This is a genomic window from Streptomyces sp. NPDC012835, from assembly GCF_042900885.1.
Taxonomy (GTDB): Bacteria; Actinomycetota; Actinomycetes; order Streptomycetales; family Streptomycetaceae; genus Streptomyces.
Genome location: NZ_JBIBBW010000001.1, coordinates 29,797 through 56,033, shown reverse-complemented (window position 1 = coordinate 56,033; position 26,237 = coordinate 29,797). Strand labels below are relative to the sequence as shown.

At 73.4% G+C, this 26,237-nt stretch carries 24 protein-coding genes and 2 pseudogenes; 6 read left to right on the top strand and 20 right to left on the bottom strand.

The features are described from left to right. Position 1: 1 nt before the first annotated feature. The 11 genes and pseudogenes from ACFY6S_RS00280 to ACFY6S_RS00230 all read right to left on the bottom strand — a co-directional run bounded on the left by ACFY6S_RS00280 (position 2) and on the right by ACFY6S_RS00230 (position 10,538). Positions 2 to 829, bottom strand: a complete 828-nt coding sequence (locus ACFY6S_RS00280) for an ABC transporter ATP-binding protein (protein ID WP_388829006.1) — start codon at positions 827 to 829, stop codon at positions 2 to 4. Then, the gene (locus ACFY6S_RS00275) at positions 813 to 1,868 is read right to left on the bottom strand and encodes an ABC transporter substrate-binding protein (protein ID WP_388829008.1); all 1,056 of its coding nucleotides are present in this window, start codon (positions 1,866 to 1,868) and stop codon (positions 813 to 815) included. Before ACFY6S_RS00275 ends, ACFY6S_RS00280 begins: the two co-directional genes overlap by 17 nt. A gap of 67 nt (positions 1,869 to 1,935) precedes the next feature. Beyond that, positions 1,936 to 2,802, bottom strand: a complete 867-nt coding sequence (locus ACFY6S_RS00270; protein WP_388829011.1) for an ABC transporter permease — start codon at positions 2,800 to 2,802, stop codon at positions 1,936 to 1,938. A 432-nt stretch (positions 2,803 to 3,234) separates the two neighbouring features. Next, a pseudogene (locus ACFY6S_RS00265) lies at positions 3,235 to 3,836 on the bottom strand (lysyl oxidase family protein); the annotation flags it as partial. A 67-nt stretch (positions 3,837 to 3,903) separates the two neighbouring features. Further along, positions 3,904 to 4,542, bottom strand: coding sequence for a hypothetical protein (locus ACFY6S_RS00260; protein WP_388829014.1), 639 nt, complete (start codon positions 4,540 to 4,542; stop codon positions 3,904 to 3,906). Then, positions 4,539 to 5,438 carry a carbohydrate ABC transporter permease gene (locus tag ACFY6S_RS00255; RefSeq protein WP_388829017.1) on the bottom strand — a complete coding sequence of 300 codons (900 nt, stop codon included), beginning with the start codon at positions 5,436 to 5,438 and terminating at the stop codon, positions 4,539 to 4,541. The genes ACFY6S_RS00260 and ACFY6S_RS00255 overlap by 4 nt, the downstream gene beginning before the upstream one ends. Then, on the bottom strand, positions 5,435 to 6,376 hold the full coding sequence (locus ACFY6S_RS00250; RefSeq protein ID WP_388829020.1) for a carbohydrate ABC transporter permease: 942 nt from the start codon (positions 6,374 to 6,376) through the stop codon (positions 5,435 to 5,437). The genes ACFY6S_RS00255 and ACFY6S_RS00250 overlap by 4 nt, the downstream gene beginning before the upstream one ends. Next, entirely contained in the window at positions 6,377 to 7,660 is a 1,284-nt protein-coding gene (locus ACFY6S_RS00245) for an ABC transporter substrate-binding protein (RefSeq protein ID WP_388829023.1), read from the bottom strand. Between the two features lie 99 nt (positions 7,661 to 7,759). Next, positions 7,760 to 8,506 carry a cupin gene (locus ACFY6S_RS00240; protein WP_388829026.1) on the bottom strand — a complete coding sequence of 249 codons (747 nt, stop codon included), beginning with the start codon at positions 8,504 to 8,506 and terminating at the stop codon, positions 7,760 to 7,762. Then, a complete protein-coding gene (locus tag ACFY6S_RS00235) occupies positions 8,500 to 9,423 on the bottom strand; it encodes a PmoA family protein (protein WP_388829029.1) in 924 nt (307 codons plus the stop codon). The genes ACFY6S_RS00240 and ACFY6S_RS00235 overlap by 7 nt, the downstream gene beginning before the upstream one ends. Next, positions 9,420 to 10,538, bottom strand: a complete 1,119-nt coding sequence (locus ACFY6S_RS00230; RefSeq protein ID WP_388829032.1) for a Gfo/Idh/MocA family protein — start codon at positions 10,536 to 10,538, stop codon at positions 9,420 to 9,422. The genes ACFY6S_RS00235 and ACFY6S_RS00230 overlap by 4 nt, the downstream gene beginning before the upstream one ends. Positions 10,539 to 10,672: 134 nt before the next feature. Between ACFY6S_RS00230 and ACFY6S_RS00225 the strand changes: the two genes are divergently transcribed. The 3 genes from ACFY6S_RS00225 to ACFY6S_RS00215 all read left to right on the top strand — a co-directional run bounded on the left by ACFY6S_RS00225 (position 10,673) and on the right by ACFY6S_RS00215 (position 14,558). Then, positions 10,673 to 11,677 (top strand): LacI family DNA-binding transcriptional regulator, encoded by a 1,005-nt coding sequence (locus ACFY6S_RS00225; RefSeq protein WP_388829035.1) that lies wholly within the window; start codon positions 10,673 to 10,675, stop codon positions 11,675 to 11,677. Between the two features lie 246 nt (positions 11,678 to 11,923). Beyond that, positions 11,924 to 13,264 carry a Gfo/Idh/MocA family protein gene (locus ACFY6S_RS00220; RefSeq protein WP_388829037.1) on the top strand — a complete coding sequence of 447 codons (1,341 nt, stop codon included), beginning with the start codon at positions 11,924 to 11,926 and terminating at the stop codon, positions 13,262 to 13,264. Between the two features lie 106 nt (positions 13,265 to 13,370). Further along, on the top strand, positions 13,371 to 14,558 hold the full coding sequence (locus ACFY6S_RS00215; protein ID WP_388829040.1) for a 4-hydroxybenzoate 3-monooxygenase: 1,188 nt from the start codon (positions 13,371 to 13,373) through the stop codon (positions 14,556 to 14,558). 13 nt (positions 14,559 to 14,571) lie between these two features. Here the strand turns inward: ACFY6S_RS00215 and pcaD are convergent. The 7 genes and pseudogenes from pcaD to ACFY6S_RS00180 form a co-directional block, all read right to left on the bottom strand. Further along, a pseudogene (gene pcaD, locus ACFY6S_RS00210) lies at positions 14,572 to 15,411 on the bottom strand (3-oxoadipate enol-lactonase); the annotation flags it as partial. Between the two features lie 17 nt (positions 15,412 to 15,428). Continuing rightward, positions 15,429 to 16,745, bottom strand: a complete 1,317-nt coding sequence (pcaB, locus tag ACFY6S_RS00205) for a 3-carboxy-cis,cis-muconate cycloisomerase (protein WP_388829183.1) — start codon at positions 16,743 to 16,745, stop codon at positions 15,429 to 15,431. An 86-nt stretch (positions 16,746 to 16,831) separates the two neighbouring features. Beyond that, complete coding sequence (pcaG, locus tag ACFY6S_RS00200; RefSeq protein ID WP_388829043.1) at positions 16,832 to 17,389, bottom strand: protocatechuate 3,4-dioxygenase subunit alpha; 558 nt, start codon at positions 17,387 to 17,389, stop codon at positions 16,832 to 16,834. Next, positions 17,389 to 18,159: a protocatechuate 3,4-dioxygenase subunit beta gene (gene pcaH / locus ACFY6S_RS00195; RefSeq protein ID WP_388829046.1), complete on the bottom strand. Its 771-nt coding sequence runs from the start codon at positions 18,157 to 18,159 to the stop codon at positions 17,389 to 17,391. Before pcaH ends, pcaG begins: the two co-directional genes overlap by 1 nt. Positions 18,160 to 18,282: 123 nt before the next feature. Further along, a complete protein-coding gene (locus ACFY6S_RS00190; RefSeq protein WP_388829049.1) occupies positions 18,283 to 19,494 on the bottom strand; it encodes a thiolase family protein in 1,212 nt (403 codons plus the stop codon). Continuing rightward, positions 19,494 to 20,138: a 3-oxoacid CoA-transferase subunit B gene (locus ACFY6S_RS00185; RefSeq protein ID WP_388829052.1), complete on the bottom strand. Its 645-nt coding sequence runs from the start codon at positions 20,136 to 20,138 to the stop codon at positions 19,494 to 19,496. Before ACFY6S_RS00185 ends, ACFY6S_RS00190 begins: the two co-directional genes overlap by 1 nt. Then, positions 20,138 to 20,893: a CoA transferase subunit A gene (locus tag ACFY6S_RS00180; RefSeq protein ID WP_388829055.1), complete on the bottom strand. Its 756-nt coding sequence runs from the start codon at positions 20,891 to 20,893 to the stop codon at positions 20,138 to 20,140. Before ACFY6S_RS00180 ends, ACFY6S_RS00185 begins: the two co-directional genes overlap by 1 nt. A 242-nt stretch (positions 20,894 to 21,135) precedes the next feature. Here ACFY6S_RS00180 and ACFY6S_RS00175 point away from each other — a divergent pair, with 242 nt between their 5' ends. The 3 genes from ACFY6S_RS00175 (at position 21,136) to ACFY6S_RS00165 (ending at position 23,783) form a co-directional block, all read left to right on the top strand. Then, on the top strand, positions 21,136 to 21,603 hold the full coding sequence (locus ACFY6S_RS00175; RefSeq protein ID WP_388829058.1) for a MarR family winged helix-turn-helix transcriptional regulator: 468 nt from the start codon (positions 21,136 to 21,138) through the stop codon (positions 21,601 to 21,603). Between the two features lie 99 nt (positions 21,604 to 21,702). Next, the gene (locus tag ACFY6S_RS00170) at positions 21,703 to 22,962 is read left to right on the top strand and encodes a glycosyltransferase family 4 protein (protein WP_388829061.1); all 1,260 of its coding nucleotides are present in this window, start codon (positions 21,703 to 21,705) and stop codon (positions 22,960 to 22,962) included. Further along, positions 22,959 to 23,783 (top strand): transferase, encoded by an 825-nt coding sequence (locus tag ACFY6S_RS00165; protein ID WP_388829064.1) that lies wholly within the window; start codon positions 22,959 to 22,961, stop codon positions 23,781 to 23,783. The genes ACFY6S_RS00170 and ACFY6S_RS00165 overlap by 4 nt, the downstream gene beginning before the upstream one ends. A 24-nt stretch (positions 23,784 to 23,807) precedes the next feature. Here the strand turns inward: ACFY6S_RS00165 and ACFY6S_RS00160 are convergent, their stop codons facing one another. After that, positions 23,808 to 25,211, bottom strand: coding sequence for an oxygenase MpaB family protein (locus ACFY6S_RS00160; protein ID WP_388829067.1), 1,404 nt, complete (start codon positions 25,209 to 25,211; stop codon positions 23,808 to 23,810). A 65-nt stretch (positions 25,212 to 25,276) separates the two neighbouring features. Next, a complete protein-coding gene (gene uppS / locus ACFY6S_RS00155; protein WP_388829070.1) occupies positions 25,277 to 26,065 on the bottom strand; it encodes a polyprenyl diphosphate synthase in 789 nt (262 codons plus the stop codon). Between the last annotated feature and the right edge of the window lie 172 nt (positions 26,066 to 26,237).

Genomic DNA, 26,237 nt, shown 5'->3' with positions numbered 1-26,237 from the left:
GTCAGCGGGCGGCGCCGCGCACCGCCGCGCCGATCTCGGCCCGCAGCGCCGCGTACTGCGGCAGACCGCGCAACGTGTCGGGATCGGTTCCGGTCCTGGGCAGCGGGATCGGGATGTCGAGCACCACGGCGCCCGGCCGGGCGCTGAGCACGACCGCGCGGGTCCCGAGGAACACGGCCTCGTCCACACTGTGGGTGACGAACACCGCCGTGGACCCGGTCTCCGCGCCCACCCGGCGCAGATCCTCCTGCAACCGCTCGCGCGTCAGCGCGTCCAGCGCCGCGAACGGCTCGTCCAGCAGGAGGAGTTCCTTCTCACCGGCCAGCGCCCGGGCGATCGCCACCCGCTGCTGCTGACCGCCCGAGATCTGCCAGACGCGGCGGTCCGCCACGCCCGCGAGGTCCACCCGCTCCAGCAGCGCCTCGATCCGCTCCGCCCGCTCGGCGCGTGGCACTCCCGCGTAGCGCAGCGCCAGCCCGATGTTGTCACCGACCGTACGCCACGGGAACAGCCTCGGCTGCTGGAAGACGACCCCGGCCCGGCGGCCCGGCTCGGGCGGCTCGCCGGCCACGGTGACCCGGCCGGACGAGGCCCGCTCGAACCCGGCGATCAGCCGCAGCAGTGTGCTCTTCCCGCATCCCGACGGGCCGACGAGCACCAGGAACTCACCCGCCGGAACCTCCAGCGACAACGGCCCCAGCGCGGTCACCTCGTCGGCGCCCCGGCCGTACCGGTGCGTGACGTCCCGCACGGAGACGGCCGTACCGGAACGGGAGGCTTCCACGCCGCCCCGCAGGCCGGTTGACGGAGCGTCAGTTCTTGACGTCATCGTCGAGCCCCTCCACGTAGACCGACTTCTCCAGGGACTTCAGATCCGGCGCGGCGTCGATCTGCTTCTGGTCGACGAGGAACTCGGCGGCGCTGCGCAGATTCTCCGCCAGCCCGCCGGCCCGGCCCGGCCGGCCCAGCCAGGTGGCGCTCGCCTGGTCGGCGGGGGCCAGGAAGATCCCCTGTTCGAGCTGCGCCGCCGCCTCCTTCGGGCTGATGCCCAACTGCCTGCCGACGGCGGCCGACGCGGCGTCCGGATCGTCGTGGATCAGGTCGAGCGCCCGCGCCTGCGCCTTCCGCCAGGCGGCGACGGCCTGCGGATGCGCCGTGACGAAGGACGTGGCGGCCACCCCGAGATCGAGGGTCGGCTTGCCCGAGGCGGCCAGCTCACGGCTGGTCACCAGGGTCTTCCCGGACTTCTTCAGCTCGTCCAGGGTCGGCAGCCAGACATACGCGGCGTCGATGTCGCCGCGGGTCCAGGCGGCCAGGATGTCCTGCGGTTCGAGATCCAGCAGCTGGACCTTCGACGGTGCCACCCCCGCCCGGTCCAGCGCGGCGAGCAGGCTGTAGTGCGAGGTCGAGCTGAACGGCGTGGCCACCTTGTGCCCCGCCAGGTCCTTCACACTCGATATCCCGGCTCCCTCGCGGGCGACCAGGGCCTCGTTGTCACCGGCGACATCCAGGACCCAGGTGACCTGGTACGGGATGTTCAGCGGCGCGGAGAGCCCGCGCGCGACCGGGCTGGAGCCGATGGCGGCCAGATCGACCGACTCCGCCACGAACGCCGTGTTGATACTGGCCCCCGAGTCGAACTTCGTCCACTTGACGGTGTATTCGGGCAGCGCCTTCTCCAGCCACCCCTGGTCCTTCACGATCAGGTCGCCGCTGGGGAACGACTGGTAGGCGATCCTGATCGTCCTGCCGTCGCCTCCCGGTCCACCGCCCGTCGTGCCGCCCGATCCGCAGGCGCTCACGGTGAGCAGAGCGGCCAGTGCCGCGATCAGGGGGAGTGCGCGGCGCATACCGCGTGGTGCGGACATGAGGGAGTCCTTCGGTAGAGAGGGCGGAGCGGAACGACAGGGACGAACGGGAAGGGGGGACGGTCGGTCAGCCGCGGCCCCGCCAGGGCGCCAGCCGGTGTTCCAGGGCCCGCAGCACCCCGTCGATGAGCAGGCCGGAGATCCCGATCGCGAGGAGGCCGAGGACGACGATGTCCGACTGGTTGTAGCGCTGCGCGTCCCGGATCATCCCGCCGATCCCCGGCAGACCGTTCACCGTCTCCGCGGCGACCACCGACGAGTAGGCGATGCCGAACGAGAGCCGTACCCCGATGAGGATCTCGGGCAGCGCGGACGGCAGGACGACCGCGCCGATCACCTGCGTACGCCGGGCACCGATCGCTCGCGCCGCCTCCACCAGCGGGGCCGGCGCGGAGGCCACCGCCGAGGCGGTGGCCACGGCCACCGGGGGCAGCGCGGCGATGGCGAGCAGCCAGAGCTTCGGGGCCTCGTCGATGCCGAACCAGATGATGAGCAGACTGAAGTAGGCCAGCGGCGGCAGTGTCCGCAGGAAGGCGACCGCCGGTTCGAGCACGACCCGCACCCATGGCAGTGTGCCCATCAGCACGCCGGTGACCAGCCCGGCCAGCACGCCCAGCCCGGCCCCGACACCGATCCGGCGCAGACTGACGCCCAGATGCTCGATCAGGGTGTGTCCCTGATATCCGCGGACACCGTCATGATGGGTACCGGAGGTCTCCACCAGCGCGTGGAGCACGGCGGAGGGCGGCGGGACCAGCAGCGGCGACCAGAGCCGCAGCGCGACCACCGACTGCCACAGGGCGAGCAGCACGACAAGTGCCAGCAGCCGCAGGCCGATCCGGCGCACCAGGTCCCGGCGGGCCGTGGAGCCGGCCCGGCCGGCCGGGGGAGGGGCGGTGGCGCGCGGTTCGGCGGACAGCGAGGTCGTCGACATGGGTGCTCCGTCGGGGACATGACACACCCGCGCCCGCAGGTGCCGGTACGGGCCCGCGAGGGCGTCCGGAACACCGCGCGTTCGCGCGCGTGGTCAAAAGGGGGAAGGCGGGAAGCGAGGAAGGAGCGGGAAGCGGGGGGCGCTCAGGAGCGCCGCGGCAGGCTCAACAAGAGGCGCTGGTCACGCGGCACAGATCGATGTGGAGACACTCCACCAGAAAACGATCGCCTGTCACGGGAGGATTTTTAGCACACCCGTGTGGCCGGCACCAGCACGTCACCACACCTTGAGACATCTCACCCGCGCGCTCCGCCGCCGGCCACGGCGACGCGGGTGTCCGCCGGCTCGACAGCCGGCGGACACCCGCGTCCACCGTCGCGGCGCCTCGGCGCCTCCTCGGTCAACTCGTGGGAATCCGGGTCCGCGTGACGATCAGGGAGCGTCGACCAGGTGGTGCGGGGGCACCGTCACCGTACGGGCGCCGGGCTCACCGCTCAGGACGACCCGGCGCAGCGCGATGTTGTTGCCGAGATCCGTCTCGTGGAGCCGGTTCCGGGGTTGGCGATCACCTCGATGTCGTACGTGCCGTTGGGCAGATCGGTGATCTCGAAGGACTGGCCGGGACGGTACTGCGTGCAGGTGTCACCGGAGCCGACGTCGAGCACCTCCCGCACGGAGAGCGAGTTCTCCCCTCCGCGGGCGGTCGACAGATCCGTGTTGTCCGGGTGCCGGTTGGCGTTCTTCACCGTGTAGTCGATGGCGTCGGTGTCGGCGAGACAGAACGCCTCCTTGCCGCCGCGCACGACCTCTTTCCGGTCGGCGCCGAGCAGCCGGTAGCTGGCGAAATCGGTGAAGTGCCAGTGCTCGTGCCCCACCCGCGCGTCCCACTCCATGGTGCCCGCGGGCGCGTATCCGACCTGCTTGCCCCGGGCGTCGTGGAAGTACGGGGAGGCGTCCATCAGGTCCTCGCCGGGACTGCGGAAGCCGTCCCAAGGCGCCCAAATTCTCCGAAAAATGGGCGCTGGAGAGGAAGATCAAGCCACCGGCGGACGCCCGGGCCCGCCGCCCTTGCCGTTGCCCGGACCGAAGGCGATCCGGCCGTCACCGACGGCGTACTCCGTCGTCTCGAAGGACAGCTCCCCGCCGCCGGTCCGCTCCCGCATCCCGTACGTCGACCGCGGTGAGCGCGAGCGCCAGCGGGCCCGGTGCCAGGAACGCGAGCGGGAGCATCATCCACGCGCACAGCACGGCCGCCGCCAGCGCGGCCAGCACCAGCGCGCTGCCGCCCGGATCGCGTACGGCGTCACCGGCCGCCCGCCGCACCGCCCCGCGCCAGTCGGACACCGACTCGGGACGCGCGCACGCCCGCAACGCGACCACCAGCGCGGCTGCCCCCACCAGCGCGGCCACCACCGAGAAGGCCCGCGCCCCCGGCAGCCCCGCCCCGGCGAGCGCCAGGTCCGCCGCGAGCAGCAGCGCCCCGGCCAGCGCGGCGACCCCCGCGACCAGATCGCGCGCCGGCGGCCTGCGGCGCAGCAGCGCGAGATAACGCCCCGCGGTCACCGGCCGGTTGTGCCGGGCGCCGCGCAGCACCGCACAGGCGGTGGAGAGCGCCGCCGGGACGGTGACCAGCGGCAGACAGACCAGCGCCGTCATGACACCGATGCTCAGCACATCGGCGAACAGGGTGGTGCGCGGCCCGAATATCTCGCCCGGCTCCCGGGTGCGCGCCGCGCTCATCCCTTCACCCCCGAGCTGGCCATGCCCTCGACCAGGAACCGCTGGAAGGCGAGGAAGAACAGCACGATCGGCAGCAGCGCGATCACCGACATCGCGAACATCGGACCGAACGCCGACTGGCTGGACGCGTCCACGAACGAGCGCAGTGCCAGCGTCAGGGTGAACTTCTCCGGCGAGAAGAGGTAGATGAGCTGGGTGAAGAAGTCGTTCCAGGTCCAGATGAAGGTGAAGATCGCCGTGGTGATCAGCGCCGGCCTGGTGAGCGGCAGGATGATGGAGAAGAAGCTCCGGAACGGGCCGCAGCCGTCGATCCGCCCCGCCTCCTCCAGCTCCCGGGGCAGCCCCCGCATGAACTGCACGATGAGGAAGACGAAGAACGCCTCGGTCGCCAGGAACTTCGGCAGGATCAGTGGCCAGTAGGTGTTCACCATGCCCAGCTGGTTGAAGATGATGTACTGCGGGATCAGCACCGCGTGGTGCGGGAGCATGATCGTCGCGATCATGAAGCCGAACAGCGGCCCCCGGAAGCGGAAACGCAGCCGGGCGAACGCGTAGGCCGCCAGGGAGCAGCTCAGGACGTTCCCGAGGACGGCGCCGCCGGCGATCAGCAGCGAATTGGTCAGCAGCTGCCAGACGCTCACCCCGTTCACCCCGTCCAGGGCGGTCGTGTAGTTCGACCACTCCAGCCGGCCGGGCAGCAGGTTCAGGCTGGCGATGACCTCCTCGGCGGGCTTGAGCGACGTCGCCAGCAGCCAGGCCAGCGGATACAGCATCACCGCGAGCACGGCCAGGGCGCCGACGTGCAGCGCCACCCGGCGCCACGGCACGGGCCGCCGGTCCGCGGCGGCGGGACCCCCGGCGCGCGGGGCGGTCCCGGTGGGCGGGACGGTGGTCATCGGCCCTCCTCATCGGCGTAGAAGACCCAGGAGCGCGAGGTGCGGAACAGCACCGCGGTGACCGCGCCGATGGCCAGCAGCAACACCCAGGCCATGGCGGAGGCGTAGCCCATGTGGGACGCGACGAAGCCTCGGTCGTAGAGATAGAGCGTGTAGAACAGCGTCGAGTCGGCCGGTCCGCCCTTGCCCGCGCTGACCGCGAAGGCCGGGGTGAAGACCTGGAACGCCTGGATGGTCTGGAGGACGAGGTTGAAGAAGACCACGGGCGAGAGCATCGGCAGGGTGATGGACAGGAACTGCCGCCACCGGCTCGCCCCGTCGACCGCGGCCGCCTCGTACAGCTCGCCGGGGATCTGCTGGAGCCCCGCCAGGAAGATCACCATGGGCGCGCCGAACTGCCACACCGTCAGCAGTGCCACGGCCAGCATCGCCCAGCCGGGCCGGTTGACCCAGCCGCCCGTGCCCAGCAGGTTGTCGACCGTACCGCCGTCGTTGAAGATCGCCCGCCAGACCAGCGCGATCGACATCGAAGCGCCGAGCAGCGAGGGCGCGTAGAACGCCGACCGGTAGAACGCCTTGCCGCGCCGCATGGACTTCAGCGCGACCGCGACGGCCAGCGCGACCGCCAGTTGCAGCGGTACGGCGATCACCACATAGGTGAGGGTCGAGCCGACCGAGCGCCAGTAGCGGGGGTCCTCGGTGAACATCTGGACGTAGTTGCGCGCCCCCACCCAGCGCGGCGCGTTGAACATGTCGTAGTCCGTGAACGACAGATACAGCGACACGGCCATCGGCAGCAGCGTCAGCACGCTCGCGCCCAGCACCCAGGGGGAGAGGAACACCCAGGCCGCGCCCTCACGGCGGCGTCCGCCGCGCTTCTTCCCCGGAGTGTCGCGCGCCTCGCGCGCCGGGGCCGCGGGTATGTCGGTGGTGGTCATCTACCTCAGCTCCGCCTTCGCCTCGGTGACGTAGCTCTCGGCCGCCTCGCGCGGCGACATCCGCCCGAACGACACCTGGTCGTAGTCGCGGCTGAAGGTGTTCTGGAGCGCGTTGTCGCCCGAGGGCGGCGCCTGCGGCGGGGCGTTGAGGGTGCCCTCCACCGAGGACTGGTACGCGGCGACCGTCGAGTCGAAGCCTTCGAGGCCGGGGACCAGGTCCCCGCGGATCGGCTCGTTGACCGGGATGCCCCGGGTCGCGCCGAGGATCTTCGCCGCCTCCTTGTCGTTGGTCATGAAGTCGATGAGCACGGCCGCCTCCTCGGGATGCGAGGTGCTCGCCCCCGCGCCGATGAACATCGCCGGCTTGAAGTACTGCCCCGGAGTGCCGTCCTGCCCCACCGGCATCGGCGCCAGCGTCAGCCCCGCCCCGACGAGGTCCTGGAAGCCGCTGGCCGGCGCGTCCCAGTTGAAGTCGGAGACGGCCCTGCCACGCCCGAGCGGGGTGTTCTCCACCGATCCGTCGAGCTGGGTCGTCTGCTCGGCGGGGGAGACCGCCCCCTCGCGCCGCAGCCCGTCGGTAAAGGTCCACCAGCGTGTCAGGTCGTCGGCGGTGAAGCCGAGCCCGCCGTCCGCGGTGTACAGGGACTTGCCCCGGCCGCGCAGCCACACCTCGAAGCAGTCCTCGCTCTGCCCGGGATCGACGGAGCCGGGCCCGCCGCTCTCATGTGCCACCTCGCGCACGCTGTCGGCCCACTCGTCCCAGGTCCAGCCGGCCCGCGGCAGGGCCACCCCGGTGGCCTTCCACCGCTTCGCGTCGTACGCGACGGTCATGGTGCCCCGGGCCATCGGGATCGCGTACTGCGTTCCGCCCAGCCGGCCCGCGGCCAGCAGCCCCTTGTCGATCGCTTCGGTGCTCAGCTCCGCCGACCGCTCGCCCAGATCGAGCAGGACCCCGCCCGAGGCGTACTGGTCGATCATCCGGTAGTCGAGCTGCATGACATCGGGGGCGTCACCGCCGGCCGCCTGGGTGGCGAGCTTCTGCTTGTACGCGTCGTAGCCGGCGAAGGACGTCTGCACGTCGATCCCGGGGTGCTTCTTCTCGAACAGCGCGACGGCCCGGTCGGTACGGGCCGCCCGGTCGGGGTTGCCCCACCAGGTGAAGCGCAGGGTGACCCGGTCGCCGCCCCCGCTCGTGTCGCCGGAACCGCCGCAGGCGGTGAGCAGGGCACTGAGCGTGAGGGTCACCAGTAGCGCGCAGGACCTCTTCGTCCTGTGTCCGGGCATGCTGAACTCACCTCTCCTCTCGGTAGGTCGACAGTGGCAGGTGCTGACGCGCCGGAGCGCGGTGACGGGTGGCGCCCCCGCCGGGCACGACTGATGGCGCTACGCGTCGGGAACGGGGAGCGTGGTGCCGGGCAGTGTGTACTCGTCGCGCCGCCCGCACATGCCGTAGCCGCCCCGCCGCGTGGGAACGGCCCCGTACACGCCGGAACCGGTCAGATAGCCGGGCGCGCCCGCCTCCAGGGCATCGAGCTGAGCGCCGGTGCGCTCGGCCGCGGCCAGCGCCCCGGCGCGCCACAGCTCACGCCAGGCGGGGACCTTCGCCCGCACCAGCCGGGCCGCGGCGCGCTGGAAGTCGAGATACGGACCGCTCTCGCCCGCTTCGAGCGCCTCGCGCAGGACCGAGTAGCCCTCCACCGCGAGATCCCGGCGGCGCCGCGCGGCGGCCTCCGCCTCCGGGCCGGACGCCGCCGGCAGCGCCGCGGCGGCCGCGTACCGCTCCGGATCGTCGAGATGGCCGGGCGGGAAGGTGAAGACCGCGTCGCCCGCCTCGGGCAGCCCGCTGTTCTGCATCAGTACGGTGATCCGCAACCCGCCCCCCTGCACCATCCGGTGCACGGTGCCCGGGGTGAACCAGGCGACCGATCCGGCCTCCAGCGGCGTCTCCCGGTAGCCGTCGGGGCTCAGGGTCTGCACCGCGCCCCGGCCGCCGGTCACCACGTACGCCTCGGTGCACACCAGGTGCAGATGCGGCGATCCGCCGCACACCCCGTCGGCCGCCTCCCAGTCGTAGGCGCTCAGATGCGACAGTCCGACGGCGCCCGGAAGCGGGTGCGGCAGGCTCACCATGCCAGCCCCTTGAGGTGCGCGCCGACCCGGTCCCGGTCCCAGGCGCCGTCCGCGACGACCAGCCGGTAGCGGTAGGCGAACGAGTCGCCCGGCTCCAGCGCGAACTCCTCGAAGAACGCCCAGGAGAACGCGACGGTCGGGATCGGCTCCGCCCGTACGAACCAGTGCGAGACGTGCGCCGCGCTGCCCTCCTCGCCCTCGGGCGCGTGCGCGAAGACGAGGGTGGAGTGCGCGTCGACGTCGTCGTGCTCGGCGGTGTAGGCGAGCCAGGGCCCGCGCGTGCCCATCAGCCCGTACTCCGGCCGCGCCGGGTCCTGCGGCCCGAACACCGTCCCCCCGGTGAAGTCGCGCGGGCCGCGCCACTGGAGCCCCGTGTAGCCGGCCATCTCCCGGCCCGCCGTGGTCGGCGAGCCGAAACGCAGCGGTTCCGCGCGGAGGTTGGTGAGCCGGATCGACCAGTCCAGGGCCCAGGCACCGGCCGCCTCGTCGACCGAGTGGACCGTGATGCCACGCTCCTCGCGCGCCCACTCCTGACCGCCGTTGGCCACCCAGGTCAGCTCCTCGGCGAGGGAGAACCGGTCGTCCTCCACCGCGAGGACGGGGAAGGAGTCGTGGCGCATCGAGCCGACCCGCTCGGGCAGGGCCAGATAACCCTCGCCGTGCACATAGGAGTTGCCGCCCCAGAAGTTCTGCCCCGACAGATGGCTCGCGGTCATCTGCAGACCCTTGTGCCAGCGGTGGTCGTTCGGCCGGTAGCCGCTGACCCGCCGCCCGCCGAGGGTGCGCAGCGGATGGATGTACGGCTTGCGCGCCTCGAACGCCTCGGGGTCGGGCCGGTACACGTAACGCAGCAGCTCGACGCCGCCGGAGCGCACCGTGATGTCCTCGCCGTGGGTGTGGGTGACCTGGATCGTCATCGCTGGGGGCTCCAGTCCGGGTGGTCGCCGTGCATGGCCGTGTAGTAGGGGTCCCCGGGCGCGATCTCGCCCGCGTGCACGGGCCGCCCGGTGAAGGCCGCCTTGTAGAGGGCGGCGGCGAATTCGAGGGTGGAGCGGGCCGCGGGACCGCTCCCCGGCGGACGCGCCCCCGCCTCCCGCGCGTCGAGGACCGCGCCGAGCTGCGCGGTGTGCGAACTGGGCACGTCCGCGGCGGGGGAGCGCCAGGCCCGCGCCCGCTCCGGCGCGACGTGCGGGGCCGGGGTGTACGTCCAGTCCTGGTTGGTGTGGCCGTAGAGATGGGTCAGCTCGACCGTCGCCTCGGCGCAGTCGACCCGGATGCGGCTGACCTCGTCCGGGGACAGGACGCTGTTGACGACGGTGGCCAGCGCGCCGTTCGCGAACCGCACCAGGGCGGTCGAGACGTCCTCGCTCTCGGTGTCGTGGACCAGCCGGGACGCCATGGCCCGCACCTCGGTCCACTCGCCGAGCAGATGCAGCAGCAGATCGTACTGGTGGATGCCGTGCCCCATCGTGGGGCCGCCGCCCTCGGTGGCCCACCGGCCGCGCCACGGCACCGCGTAGTAGGCGGCGTCCCGGTGCCAGGTCGTCTGGCAGTGCGCCACCAGCGGGGCGCCCAGCTCCCCGCTCGCCAGCAGCGCCGCGGCGTGGGTGGCCCCCGAGCCGTAGCGGTGCTGGAAGATCACGGAGGCGTACGCGCCCGACGCCCGCTCGACCGCCGCTGTCTCGTCGTACTCGGCGAGCGTGAGACAGAGCGGCTTCTCGCACAGCACCCAGGCGCCCGCCTTCAACGCGGCGACGGTCTGCGCGCGGTGCAGCGACGGAGGGGTGCCGATGAGCACCAGATCGGGGCGTACGGCGTCGAGCATGGCCCCCAGGTCGTCGTACCCGGCCACCTCGGACCCGGCGGCGGCCGCCGTGGCGCGGAACGCGTCCAGCCGGCCCGGATCCACATCGACGGCCGCGACCAGCTCGACCCGGTCGGAGTGGGCCGTCAGGGCCGGCAGATGGCTGCCGGTGACGATGGCACCTGTCCCGACGACGGCGGCGCGGAGACGGTCGGACTGGCGTGGCATATACGGCGCTCCTCGGAGACGGTTGAGGCGACGTGGGATGCGGGACGGCCGGGAGGACCGGGCGCGGCCCGCGGCCGGTGCGGCTTCGCGCGATCTTCATTGACGCCGGTGGGCCGGGGTGCCAACCTCGGGGCGTGCAGGTGACGATTCGTGAGGTGGCCAAGGCGGCGGGGGTCTCCCCGTCCACCGTGTCGCGGGCGCTGGCGGCCGGCGGCACGGTCAGCGCGCTGACCCGGGAGCGGGTCAGGGCCGCCGCCGACCGGCTCGGCTATCAGCCCAACCCCGCCGCGCGCGGTCTGATCACCGGGCGGACCGGCCATCTGGGCCTGATCGTCCCCGACCTGCTGAACCCGTTCTTCGCGGATATCTGCAAAGGGGTGCAGGCCCGGGCCCGGGGGCTCGGCCACGCGGTCTTCGTCAGCGACGCCGAGCGCGACGAGGGCCTGGAGCTCGACGCGATCCGCACCCTCGCCCCCCAGGTCGACGGCATCCTGCTCTGCTCGCCGCACCTGAGCAGCGAGGAACTGGCCTCCCTGCCCGGGCTCACCGACAAGCCGATCGTGCTGCTGCACCGCAAGGAGCCCGGCTTCGCCAGCGTCACCGCGGACCTGACGGAGGGAATGACCGACGCGCTGACGCATCTGCACGCGCTCGGCCACCGCCGGGTCGCCTACGTGGGCGGCCCGCGCTCCACCTGGGCCGCGAAGGAACGCGCCGCCGGAATCGAGGCGGTGGCCGCATCCGGTCTGCTCGACATCGTCCGTGTGGGCAGCGTCGCCCCGCACTTCGACGGCGGGATCACCGGAGCCGCCGACGTGGTGCTGGCCAGCGGGGCGAGCGCGGTGGTGGCCTTCAACGACATCGTCGCCTTCGGGCTGATCAGCCGCTTCACCGCGCGCGGCGTCCGGGTGCCGGACGAGATGAGCGTGGTCGGCTGCGACGACATCGCCCTGTCGGGCATGGCCGCGCCGCCCCTCACCACCGTCTCGGTCCCGAAGTCGCACGGTTCCAGGGCCGCCGTCGATCTGCTCTTCCGCATGCTGGGCACACCCGCCGTCGACGGCGCGCCGCCCCTTCAGCGGGTGCTGCCGACCCACTTGGTGGTACGGGGGTCGACGGCCGCCCTCGAACGCGGCTGACCTCGGCACATCTCGGCCTTTCACTCGACACGCGACAGGCGGCTGCAAACGTTGCCAGTCTGTTTCCAACTGGCCGGGAAGCTACGCCCGCAGCCATATCCCAGTCAATGAAAACTCCCGGATCAAATGTAATTACATAGGCGCCGGCGGCCTCTTGTCGATCCCCGTGCGGCATGCAATCGTTGCCGCACCGACCGTCATTCAGCAGCGCCGTACCGCTGCCCGTCCACCGATCGGAGCTCCCGTATGCCCCCCGACACCGCACCCCGCCGCTGCGCCGTCGTAGGGCTGGGCGCCCGGGCCCGGCTCTACACCGAGGCGCTCGGCGGACCGTACGCGGACCGTGCCGAACTGGTCGGCCTCTGCGACGTCAACACGCACCGCATGACCGTCCACAACGGCTGGATCTCCGCCGCCCGGCCGGGCCGTCCGCCCGTACCCGCCTACCCCGCCGGGCGGTTCGACGAGATGCTGCGCCGCGAGCGCGTCGACCTCGTCGTCGTGTGCGGCGTGGACCGCACCCACGACGACTACATCGTGCGGGCCCTGGAGGCCGGCTGCGACGTGGTGACCGAGAAGCCGATGACCACGGACGCCGCGCGCGCCCGCCGCATCCTGGACGCCCGGCGGCGCACCGGCCGCGAGGTGCGGGTGGCCTTCAACTACCGCTACAACCCGGTGCACGCCGCCGTACGGGAGATCCTCGCGGCGGGCCGGATCGGCGAGGTCGGCTCGGTGCACTTCGAGTGGCTGCTCGATCTGCGGCACGGCGCCGACTACTTCCGCCGCTGGCACCGCGACAAGGCCAACTCCGGCGGCCTGATGGTGCACAAGGCCACGCACCACTTCGACCTGGTCAACTGGTGGCTGGACACGGCCCCCGAGACGGTGTTCGCCCAGGGCGGGCTGTTCTTCTACGGGGACGAGGCCGGCCGGCGCCGAGGTCTGGCCCGCGACTACACCCGCGCGCACGGCTCCCCGGCCGCCGCGGACGACCCCTTCGCCGTCCACCTGGCGGACTCCGCCGTACTGACCGAGCTGTACCTCGACGCCGAGGCCGAGGACGGCTACCACCGCGACCAGAACGTGTTCGGCCCCGGCGTGAGCATCGAGGACGACATGGCCGTCCTGGTGCGCTACGCCTCCGGTGCCACCCTGACCTACCACCTCACCGCGTACGCGCCCTGGGAGGGATACCGGATCGCGTTCAACGGCAGCGAGGGCCGTCTCGAACTGCTGGTCGAGGAGTCGACCTGGACGCGGCCCGCCGCCCGTGGCGCGGGCGCGAGCGCGGTGATGCACGGCGCCGCCGTCGGGGACGCGGCGGGACGAACGGAACTGACGCTGCGCCGGTTCTGGGAGGAGCCGGTGGAAGTGAAGGTCACCACCGGCGAGGGCGGCCACGGCGGCGGCGACGCCCGAATGCTCGCCGACCTCTTCGGCGAGCGGGCCCCCGGCGCGACGGATGCCCTGGGCCGCGCGGCGGACGCCACCGACGGGGCCCGCTCGCTGGTCACCGGCCTCGCCGCGAACGAGTCCTTCGTCACCGGCCTGCCGGTCAGGGCCGGGGACGTCCTGGACATCTGACCCCGCCTCCGCGTCCGCCCGCCCGCGTGATGTTTCACCGGGCGCACACGGGCGCACACTGCGGAACGGACCTGTTCTTCCCCGGACCGGAAGAAGGAGCGCACGCATGCGGCTTCCCTCCCGTACCCGCGTGGGCATCGTCGGAGCCGGCCCGGCCGGTCTGCTGCTGGCCCGGCTGCTGCACCGGGCCGGCGTCGACTGCGTCGTCCTGGAGAGCCGGGAGAGGGAGTACGTCGAACAGCGCCAGCGCGCCGGAATCCTGGAACAGGCCACCGTGGACGTCCTGCGCGGCTGCGGCGCCGCCGAGCGGCTGGACCGTGAGGGCCTCGCGCACGAGGGGATCGAGCTGCGCTGGAACCGCCGCGCGTACCGGGTCGACTTCCCGTCCCTGACCGGCGGCCGCCGGGTGTGGGTGTACGCGCAGACCGAGGTGGTCAAGGACCTGATCGCGCTCGATCTCGCGGCCGGAGTCCCGCTCGCCTTCGCCGCCCCGGCCGTCGCCGTCACCGGCGCGGACACCGACCGCCCCGTCGTGCACTACCGCGACCGGGGCCGGGAACGGACGCTGGCCTGCGACTACCTGGTCGGCTGCGACGGCTTCCACGGCATCGTGCGGGCCGCGGTGCCCGCCGCCGCGCGCACCACGTACGAGCGGCTCCACCCGTACTCCTGGCTGGGTGTGCTGGCCGATGTCCCGCCCTCCTGCGACGAGTTGATCTACGCGCGCTCACCGCGCGGCTTCGCGCTGCACTCCCTGCGCTCCACCACCGTCTCGCGTCTCTACCTCCAGGTGGCGAACGGAACGGACCCCGAAGCCTGGAGCGACGAGCGGATCTGGGACGAGCTGGACAACCGATTCGCCGTCGAGGGCGACTGGAGGCTCCGGCGCGGGCCCATCACCCAGAAGTCGGTCCTGCCGATGCGGGGCTCCGTCACCGTGCCGATGCGGTACGGGAGCGTCTTCCTGGCGGGCGACGCCGCGCACATCGTCCCGCCGACCGGCGCCAAGGGGCTCAACCTCGCGGCGGGCGACGTCACCGCGCTGGGCAGGGCGTTCGCCGCGCGGTACGCGGACGGTTCGGACCGGCTGCTGGCCGCCTACTCGGACAGCCGCCTCGACCGCGTCCGGCGCGCCCAGGAGTTCTCGTACTCGCTGACCACCATGCTCCACACCGACCCCGGCGGAACGGACTTCGACGCCCGGCTCCAGGTCTCCCGGCTGGAGCGGATCGCCGAGTCCCGCGCCGCCCGCGCCGAACTGGCCGAGAACTACGTGGGACCGCCGTCGGACTGACGGCCCGGACACACCGGAACCGGTCGGTGAACACAGTGGTCCGGCCCGCGCCCGGTCCGGGCGGAGACCGCCGCGTGCGTTACGGCGCACCCTCCGTGCCCCCGGCCGTGCCCTCAGCGAAGTGCGCCCGCAGCACGCCCGCCACGGCCCCCGGCCGCTCCGCGGGCGCCAGGTGCGAGGCGCCCGCCAGCTCCACGAGGCCGGCGCCCGGAACCGCTCCGGCGATCTCCCGGGCGTGCGCCGGCGGGGTCACCGGGTCCTCGCGGCCCGCGACGGCCAGTACGGGGACGCGGATCACCGGGAGGAGTTCCCGCAGGTCGTAAGCGGCCAGCGCGTCGCAGCACGCCGCGTAGCCGGCCGGATCGACGCTCCGTACCCCGTCGACCAGGCCCGGCACATTGAAGCCGGGCGTGAACCAGCGCGCCGGCGCCGCCCGCGCGATGGCCTCCATGCCCTCGCGCCGTATCCGCGCGGCCCGCTCCTCCCACGGCCCCGGCGGGCCGAAGCGCGCCGACGAGCAGACGACGGCGAGGCTCGCCACCCGCTCGGGGAAGTGGGCGGCCAGGTGCAGCCCCACCGCGCCGCCGAGCGACACCCCCGCGTACGCGAACCGGCCGAGCCCGAGCGAGTCGGCCAGCGCCAGCACGAGGTCCGCCAGGTCGGCGACGCTCGCGCCGGGGGCGATCAGCTCCGCCGGGGAGCCGCCGTGACCGGGCAGATCCCAGCGCACCACCCGGTGCGCGGCCGACAGTTCGGAGGCGACCGCGTCCCACAGGGCGGTGGTGGTGCCCAGGGACGGCCCGAGCAGCAGCGGGGGAGCGCTGTCGGGTCCCTCCTCGCGATGGTGCGGCAGCGCGGGGTCCGGTGGCGTCACGACCGCTCCAGGGCCCGGTCGGTGAGGGCTCCGGCGGCCCCGGTGTAGTGGGTGGGATCGGCCGACCGGGCCGGATCGAGGGTCTCGTCGCCCAGGTCCGCGAGCTCCGGCTCCGCTGCGAGGATCTCCCCGAGCGGCCGCCCCTCGCCGACCGCGCGGCGCGCCGCCTCCGTCACCAGGGCGTCGGCGCGGGCGCGGCCCAGACGCGGGGCGAGCATGGCGGCCAGCCGCTCGGAGACCAGCAGTCCGTGGGTGAGACGCAGATGCGCGGCCATCACCTCCGGGTGGACCCGCAGGCCGCCGCACAGCTCAGCCGCGTCGTGCGCGGCGCCCCCGACCAGCCGCAGCAGGTCGCGCAGGGGTTCCCACTCGGCGTGCCAGGCGCCGGCGGGCCGTTCGTCCTCGGCGGCCATCGACGCGTAGAGCGTGGCCGCCTGGGCGGGGGCCCGGCGCGCCGCGGCGGCGATCAGCGTGGCACGGACCGGGTTGGACTTGTGCGGCATCGCGGAGGACGGCCCGCCGGCGCTCTCGGACAGCTCCGCGATCTCGGTGCGCGCCAGGACCAGCACATCGGCCGCCGTCTTGCCGAGCGCGCCCGCCGTGAAGGCGAGCGCGCCCGCGAGATCGGCGACGGGGGTGCGCAGGGTGTGCCAGGGCAGCACCGGCTCCGCCAGGCCGAGTTCCCGCGCGAAGGCCCCGGTCAGCGCGGGCCCGTCCGCGCCGTACGCCTCGAAGGCGGCCAAGGTGCCCGCCGCGCCGCCCAGTTGGACGGGGAGCGAGCCGCGTACCGCTCGCAGCCGGTCGCGGGCGTCCAGCACCAGGCTCCGCCAGCCCGCCGCCTTGAGGCCGAACGTCGTCGGCACCGCGTGCTGGGTGAGGGTGCGCCCCGGCATCACCGTGTCCCGGTGCGCCGCCGCGAGCCGGGCCAGCGAGCGTTCGGCGCGGCCGAGGTCCGCCAGCACCACGCCGAGCGTCCGCGCGGCCACCAGCATGGCCGCCGTGTCCAGGATGTCCTGGCTGGTCGCGCCCCGGTGGACGTGGGGCGCGGCCTCGGGCGGTACGGCCGCGGTGAGCTCCGCGACCAGCGGGATCACGGGATTGCCGCTCTCGCGGCCGCGCAGCGCGAGGGAGCGCGGGTCGTATCCGGCGGCGTCGGCCGCCCTGGTCACCTCGCCCGCCGCTCGCAGCGGCGCCAGCCCCAGACCGGCCAGCGCGCGGGTGAGCGCGGCCTCCGCGTCCAGCATCGCCTGGAGGAACGCCCGGTCGTCGGTGGTGGCCTCGGCGCGGGTGCCCGCCCGCCCGGGTGCGAGCAACCCGGCGTCGAGCGACCCGGCGCAGGGCGATCCGGCTTCGAGCGACCCGGTGCCGAACGGCTCTGCGCCGAACGGGCCGCCGCCGCTCACGAGAACTCCAGAAAGACCGTTTCCCCTTCGCCCTGAAGGCGGATGTCGAACCGGAAAGCGCCCGGCGCACCCGGATCGGCGGCGGCCAGCAGGGTGGCGCGGCGGTCCGGTTCCAGCGCATCGAGCAGGGGGTCGCTCGCCCCCGTCAGATAGGCACGCGTGTACAGATGGCGCAGCAGCCCCCGGGCGAAGACCGCGACCGCGATGTACGGAACACCGCCGGGCGGCAGCGTACGCACCGCCCAATGGCCGTCCGCGTCCGTGGGCACCCGCGCGAAGCCGGTGAAGGAGACCCCGTCGCGGCCGATGACCCGCCCGTCGACCGGATCGCGCCGCAGCGACCCGGGCCGGCCGGCGCGCGAGCCGTCGGGCGCCGGCTGCCAGGTCTCCACCAGCGCGTCGGGCACCGGATCGCCCGCGCCGTCGAGGACGTACCCGTGCAGGGTGAGGGCGTCGGGATGGCCGGCCGGGGCGACGTCACCGCCGCCCGCGAAGGGCAGCGCGTAGCCGTAGAACGGGCCGACGGTCTGGGAGGGGGTGGGCGCGAGGGACATCAGCGGTCCTGTCCTTCCTCGAAGAGGGTCGCGGACGGTCCGTCCAGGACGATGTCCCATCGGTAGCCGAGGGACCGTTCGGGCACGGACAGGGCGTGGTCGTACGTCGCGATCAGCCGCTCGCGCGCCGCGGCGTCGGACACCGACTGGAGAACCGGGTCGTACGGGACGACCGGGTCGCCGGGAAAGTACATCTGGGTGACCAGCCGCTGCGCGAACGCGGTGCCGAACAGCGAGAAGTGCAGATGCGCGGGGCGCCACGCGTTGACGTGGTTGCGCCACGGATACGCGCCCGGCCTGATGGTCGTGAAGGCGTAGCCGCCCCCGTCGTCGGTCAGACACCGCCCGAAACCGGTGAAGTTGGGGTCCAGCGGCGCCGGATGCCGGTCGAGCCGATGGGCGTACCGCCCGGCGGCGTTGGCCTGCCACAGCTCCACGAGCTGCCCGCGCACCGGCCGCCCGGAGCGGTCCACCACCCGGCCGGTGACGGTGATCCGCTCGCCCAGCGGCGCGCCCGGATGGTGGGCGGTCAGATCGCTGTCCAGGGCGGTGATGTCCGTGACGCCGAACGCGGGCCCCGTCAGTTCCACCGCCTCGGGGTCGCGCAGGGGTATCAGGGGCCGCTCGGGATGGCGCAGCCGGGTGCCGCGGTACGGGGGGAAGTCGCGCGGCGGATGGTGCCCGCCGCGCGAAGCGGCCCGCGCCCGGGCGACCGCGTGGTCGATCTCGTCCTGACTGAGCCCGTCGGGCAGGGCCGGGGACATGGTCATGGGACGGCTCCATGAGTGAGGGGACGTGGGCACGGGCGGTCCGGCGCCCCGAGCGGTCCGGGGTACGCGCGGTCGGGCGCACGAGCGGCGCCGGCGGCTGTCACGGCGGCGACGGGCGCGCGGTCAGCGTTCGAGCACGAGGGCGAGACCCTGGCCCACGCCGATACAGAGGGCGGCCACTCCGGTCCCCGAGCCCCGCGCCGCCAGCTGGTGGGCGACCGTCCCGGCGAGCCGGGCCCCGGAAGCGCCGAGCGGATGGCCGAGGGCGATGGCGCCGCCGCGCGGGTTGAGGATCCCCGGATCGAGGTCCGGCCACTCGGCGACACAGCCGAGCACCTGCGCGGCGAACGCCTCGTTGAGCTCCAGGGTCGCCAGCTCGCCGAAGTCGCGGCCCGCCTTCGTCAGGGCGCGGTTCACGGCGTCGACGGGCGCCAGCCCGAAGTAGTGCGGTTCCCGCGCGGCCACACCGGACGCCGAGATCCGGGCGAGCGGCTCACGGCCCGTCTCCCTGAGCCCCGCCTCGTCGGTCAGCAGCAGGGCCGCCGCTCCGTCGTTCAGCGGCGAGGAACTGCCCGCCGTGACCGTTCCGCCGCTCTCCCGGAACGCCGGCCGCAGTGCGGCCAGCGCCTGCGCCGACGCGTCGGACCGTACGCACTCGTCCTGGTCGAAGAGGACCGGGCCGCCCTTGCGCCGCTCCACCGGGACCGACACCACCTCGGCGTCGAACAGGCCCTCCCGCCAGGCCCGTGCCGCCTTGCGGTGACTGTCCAGCGCGAACGCGTCCTGCCGCTCGCGGCTGATCCCGTGCTTCTCCGCGACGAGTTCGGCGCTCTCCCCGAGCGGCACGGTCCACTGGGGCTCCATCCGCGGGTTGACCATGCGCCAGCCCAGTGTGGTGGAGAACATCTCCGGGTGCCCGGCCGGGAAGGCGCGGTCGCTCTTCGGCAGCACATAGGGGGCGCGGGTCATCGACTCGACACCGCCCGCCACGGCGACCGAGAGGTCCCCGAGCGCGATGGCCCGCGCCGCCTGGACGACCGCCTCCAGACCGGAGGCGCACAGCCGGTTGACGGTGACACCGGGCACGGACACCGGCAGCCCGGCGAGCAGCCCGGCCATCCGGCCGACGTTACGGTTCTCCTCGCCCGCGCCGTTGGCGTTGCCGAAGTACACATCGCCGATCAGCGCCGGGTCCAGCCCGGGGGTGCGGTCGAGCAGCGCGCGGATCGCGTGGGCGCCCAGATCGTCCGGCCGTACGCTCCCGAGCCCTCCGGCGTACTTGCCGATCGGGGTGCGCACGGCATCGACGACAAAGACCTCACGGGACTGCGGCATCAGTTGACTCCTTCGGCGACACGTATTCTCGCGGCGGTTCTGCGGGCGACCTCGGCGGCCGGTACGCCCGGCGCGCACTCCATCAGCACCAGACCGTCCGGGGTGACGTCGAGGACGCCGAGGTCGGTGACGATCCGGTTCACACACGCCCTGCCGGTGAGCGGAAGGGTGCACTCCCGGAGGATCTTCGCACCGCCGTCCCCGGCCGTGTGGGTCATCACGGCGATCACCGTACGGGCGCCGTGCACCAGGTCCATCGCGCCGCCGATCCCGGTGATCATCCGGCCCGGCACCGCCCAGTTGGCCAGATCGCCCCGCGCGGAGACCTGCATCGCACCCAGCACCGCCACGTCGACATGGCCGCCGCGGATCATCCCGAAGGAGAGCGACGAGTCGAAGAAGGAAGCGCCCGGCAGCACGGTGACGGTCTCCTTGCCCGCGTTGATCAGATCGGGATCGACCTCGTCCTCGCGGGGGTAGGGGCCGACCCCGAGGACGCCGTTCTCCGACTCCAGGACCACCTCCACGCCGTCCGGCAGGAAGTTGGGTATCAGCGTCGGCAGCCCGATCCCGAGATTGACGTAACTCCCGTCGGGCAGTTCACGCGCCGCGCGAGCGGCCATCTCCGGCCTCGTCCAGGCCATCAGCCGGTCACCGTCCTCTTCTCGACCCGCTTGTCGGCGGCCTGCTCTGGGGTGAGCGCGACGACGCGCTGGACGAAGATGCCGGGCAGATGCACCGCGTCCGGATCGATCGCCCCCGGCTCCACCAGCTCCTCCACCTCGGCCACGGTCACCCGCCCCGCCATCGCGGCCAACGGGTTGAAGTTGCGGCTCGACCTGTTGAAGACGAGATTGCCGTGCCGGTCGCCCCGCGCGGCGCGCACCAGCGCGAAATCGGTCCGGATGGAGCGCTCCAGGACGTACGGCGTACCGTCGAACTCGCGCACCTCCTTGGGTGGCGAGGCGACCACCACGCCGCCCCGCCCGTCGTAACGCCAGGGCACCCCGCCCTCGGCGACCTGGGTGCCCACACCCGCCGGCGTGTAGAACGCGGGGATACCGCAACCGCCGGCCCGCAGCCGTTCGGCCAGCGTGCCCTGCGGAATCATCTCGACCTCGATCTCACCGGCCAGATACTGCCGGGCGAACTCCTTGTTCGCCCCGATGTACGAGCCGGTCACCCGGGCGATGCGCCCGGCCGCCAGCAGCAGCGCCAGCCCCGACCCCAGCGCACCGCAGTTGTTGGACACCACGTCGAGGCGGCCGGCCCCGAGCCGGTGCAACGCCTTGATCAATGCGTCCGGCACACCGCTCAACCCGAACCCGCCCACGGCCAGCGACGACCCGTCCCGGACATCCGCCACCGCCTCGACGGCGGTGGCGACCACCTTGTCCATGCGTGAGATCCCCCTCCCGGGCACTCCGCGCCCCTCGACGAGCCGCCGCCTGTGCCGAGACGGTCAGCACACTGACTGTTCCGGCGAGGCCGCGCTCACGCTGCCACCAGCCCGTAATCCCGTCAATACCCCACGCACAGAAGGGAGATGACGGTACGCACGCTCGACAACCGGACCTGCGCGGGGGACGATCGATCAGTACACACACGGATCGCCTCGACGGACGGGAACGAGAAACACGCATGACGGCGGTGGACCTGACCACACATCCCGGGCATCTGGCCCGGCGCCTCCAGCAGGCACACCACCTCCTGTGGAACGCCATGGTCTCCGAGGACATCACCTCCCCCCAGTACGCCGTCCTCAACGCCCTCGTCGCCGAACCCGGCCTCGACCAGCGCACCGTCGGCGACCGCGTGGGCCTGGACCGCTCGACCACCGCCGAGGTCATCAGCAGACTGGAGCGCCGGGGCCTGCTCGCCAAGACCCGCGCCCCCCGGGACGGCCGCCGCTTCCTGCTGCGCCTCACCGACGAGGGCGACCGCACCCACCGCAGACTGACCGTGCGCACGGCCCGGATGAACCAGGTCTTCCTCGGCCCCCTCTCCGCCGACGAACAGCGCGTCCTCCTCGATCTGCTGCGCCGGGTCTCCGACGCCGCGGAGACACTCCGGACCCCCGGCCGGCCGGCCACCACGACCGGCGGCTGACCGGCGCCTTCCCACCGTCACCGCCCCGACGACGGGCGCGTTGTTTCACAAAGCCGTAACGTGTGCAACGTTCGGGGTCTCCCAAGGGTCTACGCCGTCATGAAGATCTCCTTTCTGATTCACAACGCCTACGGGATCGGGGGCACGATCACCACCACCTTCAATCTGGCCCGAGCGCTCGCGGACCGGCACGAGGTGGACGTCGTCTCCGTCCTCCGGCACCGGGAGGCCCCCAACCTCACCCCGGACCCGAGGGTGCGGCTGCGGGCCCTGGTGGATCTGCGCCACGAGGAGGATCACCCCGATCATCTGCGCCCGGCCGGCGTCTTCCCGGCCGCCGAGCGCCGCTACGGGCAGTACAGCGAACTCACCGACCGGCGGATCGCCGCGTTTCTCGCGGACACGGACGCCGACATACTGGTGGGGACGCGTCCCGGGCTCAACGTCCACCTCGCCCTCCAGGCCCCGCGGCACATCGTGCGGGTCGGGCAGGAACACCTCACGCTCGACCGCCACTCACCGAGACTGCGCACGACGCTGCGCCGTGCCTACCCCCGGCTGGACGCGCTGACCACCGTCACGGAGGCGGACGCGGCGGCCTACCGGCGCAAGGCCCGGCTCCCCGGCGTCCGGGTGGAGGCGCTGCCCAACAGCGTGCCCGACCCGGTCCTGCCGCCCTCGGACGGTGAGTCGCACACCGTGATCGCCGCCGGCCGGCTCGTCCGCGTCAAGCGCTACGACCTGCTCATCGAGGCGTTCGCCGCGGTGGTCGCCGACTACCCCCACTGGCGGCTGCGGCTGTACGGGAAGGGGGAGGAGCACGACAGACTCCGGCGGCTCATCGAGGACCTCGGGCTCTACGACAATGTGTTCCTGATGGGCGCCGCCACCCCCATGGAGGCGCAGTGGGTCAAGGGCTCCATCGCGGCGGCCACCTCCGACTTCGAACCCTTCGGCATGACCATCGTCGAGGCGATGCGCTGCGGCCTGCCGGTCGTCAGCACCGACTGCCCCTACGGTCCCGGCGAGATCATCGCGGACGGCGTGGACGGCCGGCTGGTGCCCGTGGGCGACCGCGACGCCCTCTCCGCCGCCCTGCTCGACCTCGTACGGGACGACGAGGGGCGCCGCCGAATGGGCCGCGCCGCCCTGGAGAACTCCCGGCGGTTCGCCCCGGGCCCCGTCGTCGCCCAGGCCGAGCGGCTGTTCGAAGAACTGCTCGCGGCCCGGGCCGACGGACGCCCCGCCGCCCCCCGCCGCACGGACCACCCCCTCTCCGGCCGGGGCCACGCGGTCAAGGACGGCGCCCTGGTCGCCGCGAGCGGCGTCCTGCGCACCATACGAAAGGTCACCCGATGAGCGAGGACCGCACCGAGGCCCTCCGCGCCGACTGCCTGATGGACCGGGAAGGCCGGCTCACCGTCGACCTCAGCCTGCCGGAGGCCCGGCAACCCCGGCTCCTGCTGCGCCCGCGCCCGAAGAAGGGCCGCCCCCAGGAGCCCGGCCACACCCTCGAACTGCGCCCCCTGGCGGAGCACCGCCGGCGCGCCGTCCTGGAACCCCACCCGCCCCTCGCCGAGGGCCGCTGGGACGCGTACGTCCTGGACGGCCCCGGCGGGGAAGGCACCCGGCTCCGCCCCGGCCTGCTCGACCTGCGCGCCCTCCAGCCGGGCCGCGACCCGGGCCGGACGGCGACGCCGCTGGCCGTCCGCGTCCCGTACCCCACCCGGGACGGCTTTCTCGCGGTCAGGACCTGGCTGCGCACCACGCACGGCGAGATCGACACGATCCGCGTCTCCGGCGACTCGATGACGGTACGCGGACGCCTCTTCGGCGCCCGGCTCGCCGACGGCGCGACGGTGCGGCTGGTCCGCCGGGGCACGGACCACGCCGTACGCGAGGGCGTCGTCCACCATGACCGCGGCCACGGGTTCTCCCTCACCGCGGCCTACCGCGACCTGCTGGACGAGCGCGCTCCGGGCAGCGAGCCGCGCCGCGCCTTCTGGGACGTCTTCGTCCACCCCGCACCGGACACTCCCCGGATCCGGCTGGGCCGGCTGCTCGACGACGTGGCCGACCGCAAGGGAGTCTTCGTCTACCCGTCCACCGAACTCGACGGGGCGACGGTGCGGCCCTACTACACCGTCGACAACGACCTCGCCGTGGTGGTCGACGGCTGAGGACGCGCCGCCCCGCCTCCCCGGTCAGGCCCGGCCCAGCAGGCGCCGCCCGACCGGGGAGCCGGCCCGGCCAGCGAAGAACGCGCCGAGCCCCGCCGCGAACTCCGCGACCGTGACCCGGCCGTCCCCGTCGGTGTCCAGCAGCCGGAAGCTCTCCAGCAGTTCGGGCCCGTGCCCCCCGCCGCCGAGCAGATGGGCGTACTCGGCCTGGTCGACGAAGCCGTCGCCGTCCCGGTCCACGGCGGCCGCCACGGTGTCCATCGCGGCGCGCAGCGCGGCGCCGTCCGGGCCGGTCCGCGCGTACTCCTCCCGGCTGAGCAGCCCGTCGCCGTCCGTGTCCGACCCGGCCCGCAGCTCCAGCCACCAGGTGTGGAAGGCGTCGTAGAGGGCCGTCTCCGTGGCCTCGTCCACCTCCAGCCGGACCGCCACCACCCGCGCCACCGCCGCGAGATCGGCCCAGCTGACGAACCCGTCGCCGGTCTGGTCGAGAATCCGGTCGAACAGCTCGGGCACCGCCGCGTCCGGTCGGGCGGCCCGGCGCGCCAGACTGCGCCGGAGCTGAAGCTCGGCGGCGATGGCCGTGGCCGCCACCGGCATGTAGCGCAGCCGGGGCGGCGCGATCCGGTCGAGCAGCCCGGCCGCCCGGCACACCACCGCCGCGATCGCGGGACCGGCCGGCCCCGGCCGCAGATCGAGCCGCTCCCGCAGCGCGGGGGAGAGCAGCGCTGCCGTCATGTCGAGATACGCGCGGGCCGCCGCACCGCGCACCGCGCGCCAGAGCGGCGCCGGCAGGAAGTCGAGCTGCGCCGGGGGCGGGAAGTCGCCGGACAGGGCCGACACCAGGCCGCGCAGTCCCCCGGTCGCGTCGAGCCGCTCGCGGGTCATCCGCTCGAAGTACACCCAGAAAGCGGCGACATCGGCGGGCATCACGTCGTCGTCCAGCCCGATCACCCGGCCGCAGGCCCGCCACTCCTCGTACAGCTGCTCCTCGTCGCGCGCCGGGAGCGGGTCGCCACCGACCCGGCACATCGTGACGATCGCCTCGAAGAGGGTCAGATGAACCCACGCCTTGGCCTCCGGGTCGAGCGCGTCGAAGGAACGGCCCGCGCCGTCCACGCCCTTGATGTGCCGGTGCAGCCGCACCAGCCTGGCCGCCTCCTTCTCCCGTCCCCGTACGTCGAGATACACGACCCGCTGGAGGCTGAGCAGGGTCTGCTGCGCCCGCCGCCACGGGTGGTAGCGGTACGTCGAGAACGCCTCGACGCCCGAGCCCACCACCGGATGGGCCGTCTCCAGCACCAGGGCCCGGCCCAGAACGGTCAGCAGCCGCCACTGCCCGACATAGCGCCAGGCGATCGAATCGGGTCCGGGGAGCGGAAGGGCGCCGGACGCGGTGCCGGGGTCCGGCCGGCCGGGAATGTCGTTCATGGTGCCGCCTAAACACGAGAGGGAAACGTGGAGATGGGAGGGGAGCGGGCGGGGGAAGCACCCGGTCAGCGGCCGCCGAAGCGCCGTTCGCGCCGGCTGTACGCCACCGTCGCCGCCCACAGGTCGTGGCGCCCGAAGTCCGGCCACAGGGTCTCGGTGAACAGCAGTTCGGCGTAAGCGCTCTGCCAGAGAAGGAAGTTGCTCAGCCGCTGCTCCCCGGAGGTACGGATGAACAGATCGACATCCGGCAGATCCGGCCGGTACAGATGACGGGCGAAAGTCCGCGCGTCGATCTGCGCGGGGTCGATCCGGCCCTCCACGCTCTGCCGGGCCAGTTCCCGCGCCGCCCGGCACAGTTCGTCGCGGGCACCGTAGTTGAGCCACACGGTCATCTCCAGCCGGGCGTTCCCCGCCGTCCGCGCCTGGAGGGCGTCCAGATCGCCGAGCAGCCCCGCGCCCATCCGGCCGCGCCCGCCGGACCAGGTGACCCGCACCCCCCGCCGGTCCAGCCAGTCACCGTGGTCCGTCGCGAACCCGTTGATCAGCCGCAGCACTTCAGCGACCTCCGCCGGGTCGCGCCGCCAGTTCTCGGTGGAGAACGCGAACAGCGACAGGTGCCGCAACCCGAGCTGGAGGGCACCGTCGACCGTGTCCAGCACGGCCCGTGCCCCCGCCCGGTGGCCCTCGGTACGCGGCAGCCCCCGCCCGGTCGCCCAGCGGCCGTTGCCGTCCAGCACCAGGGCGACATGGACGGGCAGCCGCCCGTCGGGGATCGGCGGCGGCCCTTCGTCCGGGCACCGCCGGGGGCCGGGAGCCCGCTCCTCTGGGACAGTGGGAACAGAAGGGATCACCACGGGCTCGCCTTCGCCGACCGGTGCGTCTGTGAACGGGACACGGGGGAGCGGACGCCAGGCGTCCGGGCGGCGCGGCGCCCGGACGCATCGGATACTCTCCGTACCTCAATAGTAACATCAGGTAGTTGTGCGGTGGTTGAGGTTCGTCCTGCCCGGACGCCCGGTCAACTTC